This window comes from Paenibacillus jilunlii, assembly GCF_900102965.1.
Taxonomy (GTDB): Bacteria; Bacillota; Bacilli; order Paenibacillales; family Paenibacillaceae; genus Paenibacillus_AQ; species Paenibacillus_AQ jilunlii.
Map to the genome: position 1 here is coordinate 293,458 of NZ_FNGM01000007.1, position 17,524 is coordinate 310,981.

At 48.0% G+C, this 17,524-nt stretch carries 8 protein-coding genes; all 8 read right to left on the minus strand.

All coding sequences use genetic code 11. From position 1 onward, the window contains the following. Positions 1-34 precede the first annotated feature (34 nt). Positions 35-712: a hypothetical protein gene (locus BLQ82_RS14865; RefSeq protein WP_062527337.1), complete on the minus strand. Its 678-nt coding sequence runs from the start codon at positions 710-712 to the stop codon at positions 35-37. Positions 713-1,451: 739 nt separating this feature from the next. Next, the gene (locus BLQ82_RS14875; protein WP_062527334.1) at positions 1,452-2,873 is read right to left on the minus strand and encodes a glycoside hydrolase family 32 protein; all 1,422 of its coding nucleotides are present in this window, start codon (positions 2,871-2,873) and stop codon (positions 1,452-1,454) included. 112 nt (positions 2,874-2,985) lie between these two features. Beyond that, positions 2,986-8,370: a GH32 C-terminal domain-containing protein gene (locus tag BLQ82_RS32655; protein ID WP_244280793.1), complete on the minus strand. Its 5,385-nt coding sequence runs from the start codon at positions 8,368-8,370 to the stop codon at positions 2,986-2,988. Between the two features lie 197 nt (positions 8,371-8,567). Continuing rightward, positions 8,568-10,844: a GH32 C-terminal domain-containing protein gene (locus tag BLQ82_RS14885; protein WP_062527332.1), complete on the minus strand. Its 2,277-nt coding sequence runs from the start codon at positions 10,842-10,844 to the stop codon at positions 8,568-8,570. Then, positions 10,841-13,318 (minus strand): PfkB family carbohydrate kinase, encoded by a 2,478-nt coding sequence (locus BLQ82_RS14890; protein WP_074648257.1) that lies wholly within the window; start codon positions 13,316-13,318, stop codon positions 10,841-10,843. Before BLQ82_RS14890 ends, BLQ82_RS14885 begins: the two co-directional genes overlap by 4 nt. Before the next feature lie 102 nt (positions 13,319-13,420). Beyond that, on the minus strand, positions 13,421-15,073 hold the full coding sequence (locus tag BLQ82_RS14895) for an ABC transporter substrate-binding protein (protein WP_062527329.1): 1,653 nt from the start codon (positions 15,071-15,073) through the stop codon (positions 13,421-13,423). Positions 15,074-15,191: 118 nt separating this feature from the next. Then, positions 15,192-16,076, minus strand: coding sequence for a carbohydrate ABC transporter permease (locus tag BLQ82_RS14900; RefSeq protein WP_062527327.1), 885 nt, complete (start codon positions 16,074-16,076; stop codon positions 15,192-15,194). A 36-nt stretch (positions 16,077-16,112) separates the two neighbouring features. Then, positions 16,113-17,009, minus strand: a complete 897-nt coding sequence (locus BLQ82_RS14905; protein WP_062527325.1) for an ABC transporter permease — start codon at positions 17,007-17,009, stop codon at positions 16,113-16,115. Positions 17,010-17,524 lie beyond the last annotated feature (515 nt).

Below are 17,524 nucleotides of genomic sequence, written 5' to 3' on the forward strand. Positions count from 1 at the left end.
AAGACCCAAAAACTAATGAAAAGCAGAAGCTTTGTCAAGCTAAAGCTTCGTGCAGCATATTTGACAACAATCTTTGGTCCTGATTCGACAGTTGATTCATGATGCGGAGAAATTCGGATACCAGTTCTGTAAACTCGGTACCAAGCTCCTCATTGATGGCTTGAATAATGGTGCCGAGAACCGTCCCCACAAACATCAGGGTTCCATTCTCGCTGCCCGGTGTTTTGCTGACCACCAGACGGATCAACGTTTCTGTTTTGCCGCCAAGCTTCTTTACATAAACAAGCAGCAGGCCGAGAATATAGCCGCAAAACTCAATGCTGGATGCCTTCGAAGGAATTTCGTTCATCACTTTTCGGATCAGATCGTTAACATTGCCATTCTTTACGTTTTGCAGCAGATCGCGGATATGCGCCACCGTCTGCTCCCAGTCCGCCGGATGAAAGGAATCGCTTCGGTTCTGCTTGAACAGCTCGGACGCCTTGACCGTGGGCGAGAACACTACCTGCGAACGGCCGGTTTCCTTGGAATTCACTTCATAGCTTCGTGTTACAAAGCCAAGCTTTTCAATTTCCTTCAGCATGTCATAAGCAGTCCATTTACTGACTCCCAATGAACGGGCCAGTGTCTCATAATGAATAGGCAAACGGGTTCGCTGATACAGCTCAACCAGTTGCCCCAATAATTGCAACCGTCTTTTTGTAAGCGCCATGGATGTTCACCTCAAGGGTTTTTTGGTTTTTTGTGTATTTTAATATTACCACTCACTTCCTTCGCCCGTCAATCTGAGACTAAGGTATAATTATGTTTTTTAGTTTTTTGTGTCCGAGAAGGATTTCCTCGTTTATCTTCAAAAGCCGCATATCCCTCTTGCCGATATTGTCTCATCCAATGTTTAACTCGATCTTTGTCATACACTCCGAGATGCTCCGGATAATATTTAATCTCCTGCCCCTTGATTGCCAAGCAATGGTATAATTATGAGGTTATGCTTAAATGGTTCTCTTTTACGAATATTGTGATGGCTATCGGTCCAGGCTTTCTGTGGAATGAACGAAAAAGTCGGAACGGAAGCTCGGTGGGGTTGGCCATTGTCATTTTACTCGGGACAATTAATACCTTCTTACCAGCAGGTTAGGGCATGTTTACAACAGCGTTGCCACAAACCTTCGATCATATCTGGTTTTATCTGACTGGAATGATCGTATCAGCTTTCGCCCACCGAAATTTGATCATGATTGCAAAATTCCCAGCCAAAAAAAGTTTGAAAGACAAAAAATGATCTGGTGATTAACACAAAGCTGCTAAAGATCAGGCGGAGCTCTACTACCAGTTGCTCCACCTGAGTACTTTCCATTTTTAAAATTATCAGCTACATAAGCGATGTTTTTATTTAGATCGTATCCATATTGTAAGTATTGAGAATAGGGTTTCTGAAAGGCTTATAACCCCTAGAGAGTTTCTATCTTCACCCGTTTAAACTCCGCCACACCCTGACTGACGAATATGGCAAGCTTTCCTTGCTGAATATCATACATTCTGGCACTCATCGCCACATCTCCGCCAACATAAATTTCGCAAATCGTGCCGTCAATAAACATCTTCAGCTCATATTCCTGTTCCGGCAGCAGCTTGAGCGGACGTTCCAGCTCCACATCATAAGGGAAGGTTTTACCGCCCTCTTCAGATTGCATAATCGGCCCACGGAAGGTAATTCGGCTGCGCTGGGGCTCCAGCGTGATATAGTAGGCATAATCAAGACTTTCGCCTGCCCGAAGCATGAAACCCAACCCCTGGGTCGACCCTGAGAAACGTATGGTTGTAGAAATCTTGCATTGATCGGGCAGCTCTTCCTGTGTGATACAACCTGCAAAGGCATAAGGAGATTCACAGAGCAGCACATCGTCCGTGATCGACCAGTCTCCGGTGATTCCCTCAAAATTCGCGGGTACCTGTTTGTCAAAAGCAGAGTCAACCGTTGCGGGAACGTTCACACCGAGCGTTCCATCCGGACGTTGAATAATTTCATGCACAATCATATTGCCGCCCCAATCCCAGGTGTCATAATCTTTGCCTGAGGCTTTAGGCGGATTCCAGCCGAACAGGTCGTCGTTCTTCGTCGGATTCCAGCCGAACAAATACCGCTTCTCTCCATCGGATACTGATTTAGCCGCATAATAAGCCCGTCCATCAAAAGCTTCTTCCGGCGGTGTAATCCATGGTCCGTTCAAGGAACGACTCATCCGGTAAAAAGTACCGAAACGCCCCGTATAGGAAGAATATATCAGATACCACCAATCTCCCATCCGGAACAAGTCCGGGCATTCATGTGCGCCTACATGCAGGTTCGGTGCATACAGCGGCTCACGGTACTCCCAATGCTTGAGATCCTTGGACGACAGCAGACCGGTGCAGCCTTTACGGTTCGTCGGTCCTTTTGCCAGGGCTGCAATCAGCATCCAATACTGGCCTTCTTCTTCATTCCAGAATACAAAAGGATCACGCCAGTCCGCCAGCTCATAAATTTCGCCATCCGGACCAAAAGTGTCTTCAGGAATCGGCTCCCATGTTCGCAGATCCTTGCTAACGGCATGGCAGGCGTACTGTTTCCCTTCGGGAAAGATACAATAGAACATATGATAGACATCGTCCACTTTGAGAATATGGCCGGTTCCGCCTTCGATCTTGCAAGCTCCATCTTCTCTGTAATTCACGAAATCTTTCGTGCCAAGCAAATGCCAGCCATGATCAAGACCTTCCCGGTAGTTGTCTCTCCACCCGTGCAGATAGAACAGCTTAAACTCTCCATCTTCGTAATAGGGAATAACGTCCCCTACCCAAGCATTATCCGGACGATAAAAAAATTCCTTCATTAATTATTCCTCCCGTTGCTCTAAGTGGCTAAGCATTCATTTAGTGAAAAAGAGAAAGCCGGAGTCATGGCCAACGCTGACATCACCTTGCTTCTCCGGCTTTCTTTTGCAGTTATTTATTTATTTTGATCTTCGCATGCTCCAGCTCGCTGCCCGTAACCTGTGCCTGCAGTTCCTTTAATACTTCTGCGGGGACTTCGATTTCCACATCTGTATTTTTAATCTTCAGGGCATTCTTGCCGTCATTTGCAGCAGTGGTCACAGGGAACAGCACCTGCCGCTCTCCCTTTGCCATTTCAAATGACAAGCTGTTCTGGCTCTCCGGTTTGTTTGCCGGAATCACAGGGCTGCTCGGAGGACTAGTTGGGACAGCTGTTCCGGTTGGACCAGTCGGTCCAGTTGGGCCAGTCGGATTCTGCACCTTAACCGGTACATTGAAATCATCGACGTTAATATGTCCGAAGCCGCCTGTGGATTGGTCAACCACCTTAATATAGAGCTCCTCGCCGATATACTGTGAAGCATCCCAAATTTTCCGTTGATACTCCTCGTAATTGGTGGCAGTCTCTTTAAATAGCTCTTTGCCGTCCGATGCCCGGACCAGCGCAACATAGAGCTTATCGATATCACGCCCGCCGCTGACCAGGAAGTTGAGCTTGCCGTTCCCGCCTAGGACAAAGGGCTGCGACTTCAGCGTTCCCGTTAAGCTGTCACCGCCGGCTGCCTCGTTGAAGCCCCACAAATGATAGCCGCCCGGAATTTTATGCGACGGATTGAAGTAGATCGTGTCCCAGAAGAACTTGGCATCGGTCACATGGACATCCTGGAAGGCGTTCCCTTCCGTAATCCAGCCTGTTAAGTCGCCTGTGGCAAAATCATGGTTAGGCAGATCCGTAATATCGGTGTACACCGAGTTATCCCAGTTGTCAGGAACATCGACCGGAGCAGCCGGATCACCCGTCAAGGCATTCATATTCCATACTTCCATCGACTTGACCGTTATATCTTTGTCGCCCCAGACCTGCAAGCCCAAGGAATCGTATCTTCCTACATAGACGCGGGTTGTCAGCTTTTTCTTGTAATTGGCAAAGGCTTCAACAACCGAACGGTCGAGGAAAATATGCAGCTTCAAGTTCTCTCCGTCCAGATCCACGTATCCGCCTTGGATGCCGTCCACGCGCACATCCGGATCAATGCTGCTCTTGGTCCGGTCCACATTGAACGTCCCATTCGTCTTGTCATAGTAAATCAGCGTTTCCTCCTGGCCGTTATCGGAGCGCCGCACTTTGAGACCGAACTTCTGGGCTTCACCCGGATCAATTTCCATCACGATCTCCAGCATGTCGCCTTTGACATTGTGGATCAATTGATTGGCAGCAGCCAAATTTTTGTCCGTGAAATCAACTACCTTATCTCCCCGGAGACTCTGCAATTCTTGAATGGGCTCAATGCGCAATTTATCATGGCCGTCCAGGCTTAGGGAAACTGGCAGTGCCAGATTATGAGCCCATCCAGCCTGATATTCAGCCTGCGGCGTTCTTACATTTTGCACCATAGAGTATACGACCGTTCTTCCGTCAGGTGTAACCATCCCGCTCTCTGCGGTCAAATAACCATCCCCCACATCCATTTTGGAGGGAGCGTCCTGATCAGGTATAAACTTGAAGTTATCTCTATCCCAGGTGCCTATCCAGTAAAAGACCTCAACATCTCTTAGCACATCGTTTGCCGGCGGAACCTGCTCCGGTTTCTCATGCGGGTTGATCATGAAAATATACTTCTGCTTGCCTGTGCTATCCTTGCCTACCGGCAGCAGCACCGGCAGTTCCCATACCGTGCCAAGCTCCGGATACAGGCTTCTGTCACTGACGTATAATGGCCCCTTATACTCCCAGTTGTACATATCGTCGGATACGTATACCAACGCTGTACCGCTGCTGAAATCTTTAAGACCAGAGGTTACCAGCTGATACCACTTGTCTGTCTCTTTGTCATACCATACAAACGGGTCTCTGAACTCGTTATGAATACCGTTTCCGTTCTGCTCTGTAACCGGTTCAGGATATTTCTCCCACTTCTCCAGATTAGGGTCCGACAAATCAGCCGGCGTTGCAAGCCCTGTTCTTTGGTTCGGTGACAGAGAGTCATTGCCGGCGGTGTAGAACAGAACAGGATTGCCGTCACGGTCATATGCTGCACTGCCTGACCATACTCCATCCGGGTCAAGGGTGCCTGCTTCAGGCGCAAGTGCAGGTCTTACATTCTCCCAATGCACCATATCGTCGCTTACCCAATGTCCCCAGTGGATTTGATGCCAGTATGGACCTTGCGGGTTATGCTGATAAAATAAATGGTATTTGCCGTTATAATAAATCGGTGCATGCGCTTCATTCATCCAGTTTTGCGGAGGCATCGCATGGTACTGAGGACGGTGCTGATCACCATCGAATACACTAGGGTCCTCATCAATATCGCCGTTTGGAATTTCCGGAACCGAACCGCCATGAAGTGTCTTTACACTCTCATATTCAGCAAGGATCTCCTGACTCGTAAGCGCTTTGTTCTGGAGTTTCACTTCATCGATGAGTCCGCTGAACATATTGTAGGAGAACAATCCCGCAAACTCTGTAGATCTATTGTTTTTTCCGATAATCAGGTTTTCCGTAGAAGGGGTAATCGGAACGTTGACAGGGGTTGCCCCAGAAGCTACTTCCTGACCATTTAAATATAATTTAATGATTCCGTCCTTTTTGTCGAACGTAGCTGCTACGTAATTCCATTTGTATTTTTCGAGCGGATGGTCTTTGACCCATACCTGAATCCACTGTCCGCTAATTCCGACCTGCATTGACCATGTGCCGTGCCGGTACATCCCCAAAGCAAATCCTTCTGTCTTATCCTGATCGGACTGGTTCACGATCGCAGACAGCTTGTTTCCGTCTCCCCATTCATAGCTGCGCGGAGCGACCCAAGCTTCAAGGGTTAACGCGTCACTTACTGGAACGGCATCCTTTGCGTTGACCTCGATATCATTTGAGTATCCATCGAATAGCAAGGCGCCGCCTTTTACTCCGCGCGGAGTCCATCTTGGATCTTTGGAGTCCATATATCTGGCGTTATTAAATACGTAGTTTACATCATGCTCAAGATTGCTTACTTCCTCAAGCGCCTTTTTTCCTGCGCCTTCATCCAGATTCATGTAGAAAATGGTTCCCGTACTATTCGCTTGAAAAGCGTCAACGGAGATACGTGCTTGATTGGATTGATCGATAACTTTGACATAAAGCTTCTTATTGTAGTGCTTCTGCATTTTCCAACTAATCTTCTCATTCGCATGGACATCCCCGGTCTTCTCAAGCAACGTGTTAGTGCTGGCATCATATAATGCGACGTAGGCTTCCTGCGGATTGACGATGTCTACAACAGTGAAGTTAATTGTCCCGGTCCCTCGAAGCGTAAAGGTATTGGAGGTAATCGAGCCCTGTCCTTCCAAGGAGGATTTGGCATAATAGTTACCTTCTTTACCAGCTTGGGCATCATCGTTCACTTGAAAAGCATTACCTTCAACGGTCCAGCTCGCTAAGTTCCCGGTTTCAAAACCAGGGTTCTGGATTTCCGTCGGCATAATGTTATCTGCCATGACTCCTTCTTCCGGTACGAGTTCATTGAAGGTGTGGAAGGCGTCCGCAAAGATTACTCCCCAATCCGCGTGCCCATTATCGACGATCTCCACATACAGCTTCTTCCCGATATACTTGGAGAGATCGGCTTTATACTGCTCCATATTCGCAAGTCTCAGACCCTGTGCTGGATACGGGAACCCGGACTCGCTAAATTCGGTGTTGCCGTATCTGGCAATTAAGTCTCCTGTATCCGCATTGATGATGTTCACGTACACTTGATCCGTATGCTTGCCTCCGCCCAGTCTGAAGGTAATCCAGCCTGTTCCGCCCAGCTCGAAGGTGCTGGAACGAAGCTTACCGGTCGCAGTCTCGTTATACTTCAATCCGTTTAAATGATAAGTGCCTTCCTGGTTATACGGGATTTGTTCAACCCAATAGGTGGTTTCGTCCGACACGCTGTTCGGACCGAACGCATCGCCTTCTACAACCGTCCAGCCTGTTAAGTTACCGGTTTCAAAGCCGGGATTTTCGATTTGATAGCGTTTGAAATCCGGCTTGATATCCGTGGCGGCAATTCCTTCCGCAGGCTCGGATTCATGGTACATGAAGAAGGCGTCCGCAAATACCACTCCCCAATCGTTGGTTGCATTATCGACGATTTCCACATACAGCTTCTTGCCCAAATATTCGGACAGATCCGCCTTATATTGCTCCATATTGGCAAGCCGCAAGCCCTGATCGGGATTCGGGAAGCCAACGTCAGCGAAGGCGCTATTGCCATACCGGGCAATCACTTGACCCGTCTGGGCTTCCACGATATTTACATATGCCTTGTTTGGATTTTTGGCACCGCCAAGCTTGAAGCTGATCCAGCCGCTGCCGCCGAGCTCGAAGGTGCTGGAACGAAGCACGCCGGTCGCAGCCTCGTCATGCTTCCAGCCGTTTAGATGATAGGACCCTTCCTGGTTATACGGGATTTGTTCCGCCCACCAAGTGGTTTCGTTCGATACGCTGTCCTGACCGAACGCTTGGCCTCTGACAACCGTCCAGCCTGACATATCCCCAGTTTCAAAGCCTGGGTTTTTGACTTCATAGGGACTGTTTGATTCAATATCCGGCTTAATATCCGTGGCAACAATGCCTTCCGCAGGCTCGGCTTCATGGTACATGAAGAAGGCGTCCGCAAAGATCAGTCCCCAATCCGAGGTTGCATTGTCGACGATCTCCACGTACAGCTTCTTGCCCAGATATTCAGAAAGATCTGCCTTATATTGCTCCATATTGGCAAGCCGCAGGCCCTGAGCGGGGTTTGGAAAGCCAACGTCGGCAAAAGCGCTATTGCCATACCGGGCAATCACTTGACCCGTCTGGGCTTCCACGATATTTACATATGCCTTGTTTGGATTTTTGGCACCGCCAAGCTTGAAGCTGATCCAGCCGCTGCCGCCGAGCTCGAAGGTGCTGGAACGAAGCACGCCGGTCGCAGCCTCGTCATGCTTCCAGCCGTTTAGATGATAAGCACCTTCCTGATTGTACGGGATTTGTTCCGCCCACCAAGTCGTTTCATCCGATACGCTGTCCGAACCGAACGCTTCACCTTTGACAACTGTCCAGCCCGTCATATCCCCGGTTTCAAATCCCGGATTCTGGATTTGATAGACTGTATCCGTAACTGACAACCCCCCGTCAGCCTTGGGAATTTGATAGACCGCATCCGTAACCGGCAATCCCATGTTCACCTGTGGACTGAGTGCTCCCTCAACATCAGCCTTGGTTTGGGCTGCGGCCGGGATTCCGGGAGCTACAAGCTGAAGAACCATAACCCCTATAACCGTTCTGGAGATCCATGCTTTACTTCTTTTGGCTTCTCTCATCAACGAGCCTCCTTCGTCTTTTCTTATTCATGCAAACATTCATACGTAATTTTGAAATGTCTCTCCTTATACAAGGATGCATAGTCATGAAGTAAGAGAGGAGTGAAAGAAGCGTTTCCATTCCGAGGGGTGCAAAGTGGCTTAAGTGTTAGTTACATTACCCATAGGGTATAGTAAGGAGCGCCTAGGCGCTCACGTTACCATATGGATTGCATATCCCATATTTCCATGGACTTAACCAGCAGTTCCCCATCACCCCAAATCTCAAGTCCCAGTGCATCCTTACGGCTCGGGTACACCCGGGTCGTCAGACTTTTCAATCCGTTGGCATACGCTTCGACCATGGAGCGGTCCAAATAGACGTGCAGCTTCAGATTTTCTCCCAGCAGCTCCAGCTTACCACCCTGAACCCCGCTGCATTTTTCTCCCGGATGTTGGGTCGTTTTTGTCCGGTCGGCCAAGAGCATGGTCTGCTTGAGATCATAATACAACAGGGTTTCTTCTTCCCCATCCGGTGATTTTCGGACCTTGATTCCGAATTGAGTAGCACTGCCTGGCTCTATCTCCAGATGAATCTCAAGCATGTCGCCTTGTACATCCCCCAGCAGCACATTAGCTTCAGCCAATGACTTGTCACGGAGGGATAGCCGCTTGGCGCCCCGCAGCGATTGAAGCTCCTGAATCGGCTCTATTCCCAACCGCCCGTCTTCTCTTAAATACACGCTTAACGGCAATCCTCCGTTATGAGCCCAACCCGATTTGTATTCCAGCTCGGACGTACGGTCACCTTGGGCAATTGTGAACACAATATTTCTGCCCGTTTTCGGATCAACCATACCGCTTGGGCCGGTAAAATGAAAATCGCCGACGTCAATCAACTGCGGCTCCTCTTGATCTGGTATGAACGATAGGTTTTGCTTGTCAAGCTGCCCCATCCAATAGAACACCTCGACATCTGCTCCTTTTCCCACAGGGCTGACCAGCAGGAGATACTTGCTCACACCTTGCTTGTCACTGCCCAGAGGAAAAAATACAGGGAGCTCCCAGATCGGCCCAAGATAAGGAAACTTCTGAATATCCGCTTCAAAAAATGGCCCTTTATACGTCCAATTCAGCATATCCTGCGAGGCAAACGCCAATGCTGCTCCGCCTCCGCCTTCGATCCCGGACCCAACCAGAGCATACCAGCCGTCGTCATCCTTCCACACAAACGGGTCCCGGAAATCCCCGAACGCACCTATACCCTTCTGCTGTACGATGAGCGGCTCCGGATGTTTGGTCCACCTAACCAGATCAGGATCTCCATCTGCAGAATAGGTGCTTCTGGCAAGCGCCACACTCTGATTCGGCGAAGCACTGTCATTGCCCGCTGTAAAGAACAAGACAGGCAGACCGTCTGCATCATAGGCCGCGCTTCCCGACCAGATTCCGTCCGGTGCAAGCTGATCCTTCTCGGGTGCCAAGGCCACAGGCAGATCACGCCAATGCACCAGATCCTTACTTACCCAATGTCCCCAATGGATCTGATGAAAGAACGGCCCAAGCGGGTTATGCTGATAGAACAAGTGATATTGCCCGTCAAAATAGATCGGCGCATGGGGTTCGTTCATCCAATGGGCCGGCGGGCTGACATGATATTGCGGTCTGTGCCGGTCCGCCAGCAGGGGTGTACGATCCAGCTTGATGTCATCGTACTTTAATTGCGGCCGCACGCCTCCGTGGGAATCCAGCACTTGCCGATATGAAGCGGCCACCTCTTCAGCGCTCAGGGCCTTGTCATAAATCTTCAGTTCATCGAGCATACCACTGAACATGTGAAGACTGAACACTTCCGCCAGCAGGGTACTGTGATTATTCTTGCCGATGAGCACATCAGTGTCCGCAGCTTCAGCCAGGCGGGAACCGCGGGGCAGGTCAGCCGAAGCGATTTCACTGCCGTTCAAATACAGCTTGATTTCGCCTTGATCCCCATCGAATACGGCATTCACATAAGACCATTCATTTTTGGGAAGTTCATAGCCTTCCGGAGACCACAGCTCTTTCCAGTCCCCTCCCTCCAGTCCAACTTGGAAGGACCATGAGCCGTGACGGAACATGCCGAGCAGATACCCCTGCTTGCGATCCGCGTTGTAACGGTTCACAAGAGCGGCCAGTTTGCCCCCTTCCCCCCATTCATAGGAGCGGGGTGCAACCCATACTCCGATGCTTAGCGCAGAAAGATATTTCGGCCCGCCATCCGAAGCTCCCACATTAACCGGATGGGCAATATAAGTCGAGTAACCGTCGAACAGAAGCCCGTTTCCCATTGCTCCTTGTCTCCACTGCGGAGGGGAGGGTTCGGTAAACTCCGCTTGGTTAAATACATACTGAATGTCATCCTTGACTTGGGATACGCTCTCCAGAGCGGTTGCTCCGGTTCCTTCATCGAAGGCCCAGTACATCATTAGCCCGTGATTATCGATGATTTCGCTCATACATTGACCCTCCTGGATACCTGCTCTGTGCTGTTCCCGGGCTTATAAATGGAATTAAGCGTATGGATATGAAGCGAGTTCAGTTCAGCCCTCCCTGACTCCGTGCTTATCCAGACACTGTCGATCGGGTTATCCGGGAAAATCTGATCTGTCAGCGCAACCAGTCCTTCACCCGCAAACACTTCAACAGCGCTGCGGTCCAGCCAGATACGCAGCTTGATGCTCCCATTCTCCGGAGCAACTCTGGCACCATGCTTGCATGCAAACGACGGGTTGAAATCAGTCAGACCCGATTTCGACCGGTCGATGAACAGCCATTCGCGGACAGGATCATACCCGATAATGGTCTCACTCTGCCCGGAGGACTTTAATTGGATATGAACCTCGTCTCCGGAGCGGATATCGATGTTCGCTTCAATCTCCAGCAGATCATTGTTAGTCTTGTGAATAAACGGGACCTCCGGTGTAACCGCTACACCATTCCAGGAGAATGACTCTTCACGCAGTCGCTCTATTTCCTGGACAGGCATTTGAGTAAGAGCTACACTTCCGTTCCGGCTGGTCAGCGACAACACGCGGGGGAGAGTTGCTGCACCCCGCCAGGAAGCAGTAGGCGTCTGGTTAGCATACCTCCAGTTGCTCATCCATCCAATGATCACGCGCCGTCCGTCCTCTTCCGGAATGTCTGACCAAGACACTGCCGCGTAATTATCCCGTCCCTCATCCAGCCACAGCACCGTATCGGGAGCATTCTCATTTACAAATTTCCAGCCGTCAAAGCTTCCAATGTAATATTGGGTTTTGGAGCCTTCCGGATAATCCGGGTTGTCTCCGATACTGACGATCAATACCCACTTTTTCCGATTGGACCCGTCTATTGGTAATTCAAATAAATCCGGACATTCCCACACACCATAATGAGAACCATCCGACTTCCCGAATTCGCTGGCAAAATCCCAGTCCTTCAAGTTAGCAGACCGATAAAAACGGATATGATCGCCACACGCAAGCACCATTACCCAGACGCCGGCTTCCTCCATCCAGAAGACTTTGGGATCGCGAAAGTCGGTGATTCCGGTGTCGGACAGGACCGGATTTCCCGTGTAAAACGTCCAGCTTCTGCCCTTGTCCTTACTGTACGCCAAGCTTTGACGCTGTCTCGGTCTGTCTGAATCCGGGTATATATCCGCATGGGTGAATATAGCCACCAAGCCGGACCCGCCATCAAAGAATCCGCTGGTATCCTTCCAATCCACAACTGCGCATCCAGAGAAGATGGCACCGTTGTGATCCGGTGACATAGCTACAGGAAGTGTCTCCCAGGCCACCAGATCCTTGCTCACCGCATGTCCCCAGTGCATAGGCCCCCATACGGTGCTTTCGGGATGGTGCTGGTACATCAAATGGTACTCTCCTTCAAAGTAGACCATTCCGTTCGGGTCATTTAGCCACATAGCTGGTGGTGAGTAATGGAATTGAGGCCTATAAGATTCTTTGGAGTAATCCGTGCCGGCCGACTGGACTAATGCAGCAGCCTGCTGATAGGTTGGAATGGCAGGTATGGCTCCTTTTCGTGTCGTCACCAGAGCACCTACTGCATTAGCGAAGTTTACAATGGGAATCCAGTCCTGATCTCTGATCTGTTCGATACTGCATCCTCTCTCGAGCAGCTGATACAGGAAACCGCCAAGGAACGCATCTCCCGCTCCGGTGGTGTCCACGGTATCTACTTTGTAACCGGGAACATCCGCCCATTTGGAGCCGGGACCGAACCGGACGAAGCACCCTTTTTCAGCCTTGGTCACCAGGACCACTTTCACCTTGAACTGGGCCTGAATTTGACGGGTACCCTCTTCCAAATCCGTGATTCCCGTAATAAACTGAAGCTCCTCTTCGGAGATTTTAACTATATCCGCAAGAGCAAGCCCTTCTTTGATCCTGGTCTTCGCCTCCCCCAAATCCCGCCAGAGTGCAGGTCTCAGATTGGGGTCAAATGAAATCAGGGCTCCATTCTCTTTTGCATGAATACACGCTTTTAGGGTTGCGCTTGCCGAAGGCTCATGGGTCATCGATACGGAGCCGAATTGAAAGATTTTCGTACCTTTGATCTGTTCCAGGTCTACATCATCAATTCCCAGAAGCATATCGGCACCAGGGTTACGGTAGAAGCTGAATGAACGGTCGCCGTCTTCTTTGAGATGGACAAAAGCCAGCGTTGTTTTAGCACGGCTTTCCTTCACCAAACCTTTGGTACTCACGCCATTATCCCGCAAAACCCGGGTAAGATACTCCCCAAATTGGTCTTCACCGACCTTGCCGATAAATGCCGTGGATTTCCCAAGTTTGGCCAACACAACAACCACATTCGCAGGGGCTCCGCCGGGATTGCATTCAAACAGCTGCTCTCCCTTTTCAGACAAGCCTGCAGGAGTAAAATCAATCAGTACTTCTCCTATTGCTGTAATATCAACCATATGGTTCTCCACTCCTAGTCCATCATTTATATATAAAAACATATGTAGCAAGCCTGACTGAAGCCTCTCATTCATGCTTGCTACATGCCTTACCATTCCAATTTATTTTAGGGCTGCGAGATAACGGTCGTATCCATCTTGGTATACCTTCATCAAATCGTCCAAGCCCATATTTTTAAGCGAGGCCAGGTAATCGCTCCACTCGGAGTCAGAAACCCCCTTCAACATGAATTTGGCGCGCATGGAGTTAGTATAGGTTTGGATCTCCGGTTTCAGCTTATCGATAGTCTTCAACTCTTCTTCTGTGAAGAAGATATTCGGGTATTTCTCCTTCTGCATTTGCGGTACAAAAATATTTTTGATATCATCCAGTCTTTGCTGTGCCCGTGCTTCCGGAGGTGCAATGTTTTCGAAGTCTTCACCAGTGAATACGCCGCCGCCACCCAGTGATACTTTTTGACGGAACTCACCCGGATTGCTGATATCCGATTTCTGTACCAGCTTGCCATCGGCAGATTTCTCAAACCATTCGCCAACTGGGCCCCAACGGACTTCCGCGGTGGTTTCCGGTTTGTATATCAAATCCAACCATGCGGCAATCAAGGCAGGATTTTTTGCTTCTTTCGTAATAACAGAACCTCCTCTAGAAAGTGCGGAACCATTGTTCCATTTGACAACCATATCTTTAAACGGAGGAACGATCGGATAATGTTTGTCACGCTCAGGACCCACTACGTCCGTATGATCCCACCAGAGAAAAGAGCCAAGGGTTTCCTGCTCCGACTTCCCTTTTGCATAATATTGCGTATATTCTTGAGTGAAGGATTCCTGATCAACAAGCCCCTCTTCCACCCATTTCGCAATTTCCCTTACAGCGTCTTTATATCCATCTTGAATAGCTGCGTAGGAAACCTTGCCATTGTCCACATTTAAATGTTCAGCGTATGCATTGTTGGCAGGTTGATAGGTTTTGTCTGGTACACCGAAGGCTCCGAACAGATAACCGATATCTCCCGTCCAGAAAGCATTGACGAAGGATAGCGGAATTTCATCTGCTTTTCCGTTGCCATTCGGATCTTTGGTCTTAAAGGCAACCAATACATCATGATATTCTTGAAGAGTGGTTGGCATTGATAAACCTAGCTTTTTCAGCCAATCTTCATTTATATAGAGGAAATCAGGGTTGGCACCAATCTCTTCTTGACCAGTTCCTAGCTCTTCACCCGCAGGAAGGGAATAAATATTTCCGTCTGGGGCAGTAACCTCAGCTTTGATATCCGGTCTTTTGTCAAATAATGCTTTCAAGTTGGGCATGTGTTTGTCAATCAGATCATTTAGAGGTATAATAGTGCCGTCCTTACCATATTTCATCAACTCTGTATCTGTGAACCCGGCTCCGAAGAACATTTCAGGCAAGTCGCCACTTGCTATCAGCAGATTCTTCTTCTCGTTGTAATCTGTCTCGACAATGGTGTTCCAATCGATATGAACATTTGACATTTCCTCAAGTTTTTTAGCCATGGTCATTTCGTTATAATCGCTTGGCGCCAGCGGAGCTCTGCGTGCAACCACCTTTAAGGTGGTTTTTTCTTTCAGCGGAAACTGAATGGATGCATTGCCATCCGCTTTATTCCCACTATTCTCTGTATTTGTACCTGTCTTTCCATTGTTGCTTCCATCGTTGCTGTTACATGCCGTAGCAAACACGGAAACAGCCATCAATACTGCCAATAGACCCGCAGCTTTTCTGTTCATTCTTCTTAACCTCCCTATTAAATCTGCTCATTTCATTCTTCTTTGATCTGGGATTAGCCAGTCCCATTCTAATCCAGCTTCGCAACACCTCCTTAACGACTATTTGACAGGCCAGCTCTCACCCCTTCACCGAACCCACCATTACTCCTTTGACAAAATATCTTTGCAGGAACGGGTATAAAGCTAAGAGTGGAACCGCAGAAACGATAATGACTCCGAACTTGATTAATTCTGTCACACGCTGTTTGGCCAGCATGTTATCAATATCCATAAGCATATTCCCGGACGGTTGGCTTTGAATTAGAATGTTGCGCAGGACCAGTTGCAGCGGAAACTTATCGCCATCACTCAAATAAATAAGAGCATCGAAGAATCCGTTCCATTGGCGCACGACTGCGAAGAGGACAAGAACTGCAATAATCGGTTTAGATAAAGGAAGGACAATACTCCATAAATATCTGAGATTCTTTGCTCCATCAATGGCAGCTGCCTCTCTCAATTCTTCAGGCAATTCCTCGAAAAAGGTTTTTGCAATGATAATCAGGAAAGCATCCATTGCACCCGGGAGAATGACCGCCCACATCGAGTTCATTAAATGCAGATCTTTTACAACCAGATAAGTAGGAATAATGCCGCCGTTAAAAAACATCGTGATGATAAAAAAGGTCATAATTGCGTTTCTGCCATAAAAATCTCTCCTCGAAAGCGGATAAGCCGCCATAATGACGAGAGTTGTGCTGACAAATCCGTTCAGCACCGCGTAGAGAATGGAATTTTTATAGCCGTTCCATATTGAACCGTCGCTGAAAATCCTTTTATATCCGTCAAAGGTTATATTTTGCGGCAGTAACCATACATCACCGGAATAAATCTTGTTTGGGTCACTGATAGAAGCGATCACTATAAAATATAAGGGATACAGAATCATTAAGGTGAAGCAGCCCAGAAACAAATAATTGATAATATCAAATGCCAGATCGGATTTCGTTTTTCTCTTTAACATGGTTTCTCTCCTTCTTCTAACAGACGTTCTTCGCCCCTAAAACAAGCCCTTGCCGCTTATTTTCTTGGTAGTTTTATTCACAATGACTAGTAGGATCAGGTTTATCACGGAGTTAAACAATCCGATTGCTGCCGAAAAGCTGTATTCCGCCCGCTGAATCCCCACTTTGTATACGTAAGTCGGAATAATCTCGGATGTGGCGACATTCAAATCAGTCTGCATAAGGAACGCCTTTTCAAACCCTACATTCATTAAATTGCCAACGGCCATAATGAACAAAACTATAATGGTAGGAGCAATACCCGGTAAATCAATATGCCGGATCCGATGCCATTTGGATGCACCGTCCATAACCGCTGCTTCATGCAAATGAGGGTCGATCCCTGCCAGTGCAGCTAAATAAATAACTGACGCAAATCCGGTTTCCTGCCATACGGATGAGAATATGTACAGAGGCCTGAACCATTTCTCCTCTCCCATAAACATAATCGGTTCCCCACCGAAGGCGGTTACAATATGGTTAACCAAGCCGCTGGTTGGGGACAGGAAGATGAACAGCATGCCGACCAATACGACGGTTGAAATGAAATACGGCGCGTAAATCGTAGTTTGAATGAACTTTTTCATCTTCTGCTGTCTCAATTGATTCAGCATAATCGCTACAATAATGGGAAAGGGAAAAGCTATAGCCAAATTAAGCACGCTTAGTAAAAGTGTATTTCCTACGATTTGTTTAAAATTGTAAGATTCAAAAAAGCGTTGAAAATGTTCCAACCCTACCCACTCACTGCCCCAAACCCCTTTGGAAGCTACAAAGTCTTTAAAGGCGATTTGTACCCCATACATAGGCCAGTATTTAAAAATTGCAAAATAGGCTACTGGGATCAAAATCAATAAATACAATTCATAATTCTTTTTCATTTTCCCAAGCATGCATTTTCCTCCATCTCCAAGGTAAACGATTACGTATTGGACAAGAGCTCTTTATCTAATTTTGTAAGCTCTCCCTGCTCCCCATTGTAAAGGCCGACATGTGCTCCGATTATATTAAATAATCAAAGTCTTTTTTTAATAAAAACAAATTTGCCAAAATCCTTATTACAAAGTCAGGTAATCGTTTGCGTAATCGTTTTTATAAATTAATAATATTCACTTCTGAGAGCGTTGTCAATAAATTTATTAACTGTATGAATCCCCTCCAGATCGCTTAATAACCGGTTCAGAAATGAAAAACGGACAGTGAATAGCTCCCTGTCCGTTTAATTCATAAAACCTCTAGTAGTTTATCCATTTTTTGACTTTAATTCACAAGAACCGGCACGTTTACATCGTCCACATTAATATGGCCGAAATCGCCAGTAGCATTGTCGACAATCTTAATATAGCAATCAGTCCCTACGTAAGCAGCGGCATTCCAAGTAATCCGGCTATAGGCTTCATTGCTGCTG

Coding starts and splice junctions, on each gene's coding strand:
- BLQ82_RS14885 (WP_062527332.1), bottom strand. CDS start 10,844: ATGAGCGAAATCATCGATAATCACGGGCTAATGATGTACTGGGCCTTC.
- BLQ82_RS14865 (WP_062527337.1), bottom strand. CDS start 712: ATGGCGCTTACAAAAAGACGGTTGCAATTATTGGGGCAACTGGTTGAG.
- BLQ82_RS32655 (WP_244280793.1), bottom strand. CDS start 8,370: ATGAGAGAAGCCAAAAGAAGTAAAGCATGGATCTCCAGAACGGTTATA.
- BLQ82_RS14890 (WP_074648257.1), bottom strand. CDS start 13,318: ATGGTTGATATTACAGCAATAGGAGAAGTACTGATTGATTTTACTCCT.
- BLQ82_RS14875 (WP_062527334.1), bottom strand. CDS start 2,873: ATGAAGGAATTTTTTTATCGTCCGGATAATGCTTGGGTAGGGGACGTT.
- BLQ82_RS14900 (WP_062527327.1), bottom strand. CDS start 16,076: ATGTTAAAGAGAAAAACGAAATCCGATCTGGCATTTGATATTATCAAT.
- BLQ82_RS14895 (WP_062527329.1), bottom strand. CDS start 15,073: ATGAACAGAAAAGCTGCGGGTCTATTGGCAGTATTGATGGCTGTTTCC.
- BLQ82_RS14905 (WP_062527325.1), bottom strand. CDS start 17,009: ATGCTTGGGAAAATGAAAAAGAATTATGAATTGTATTTATTGATTTTG.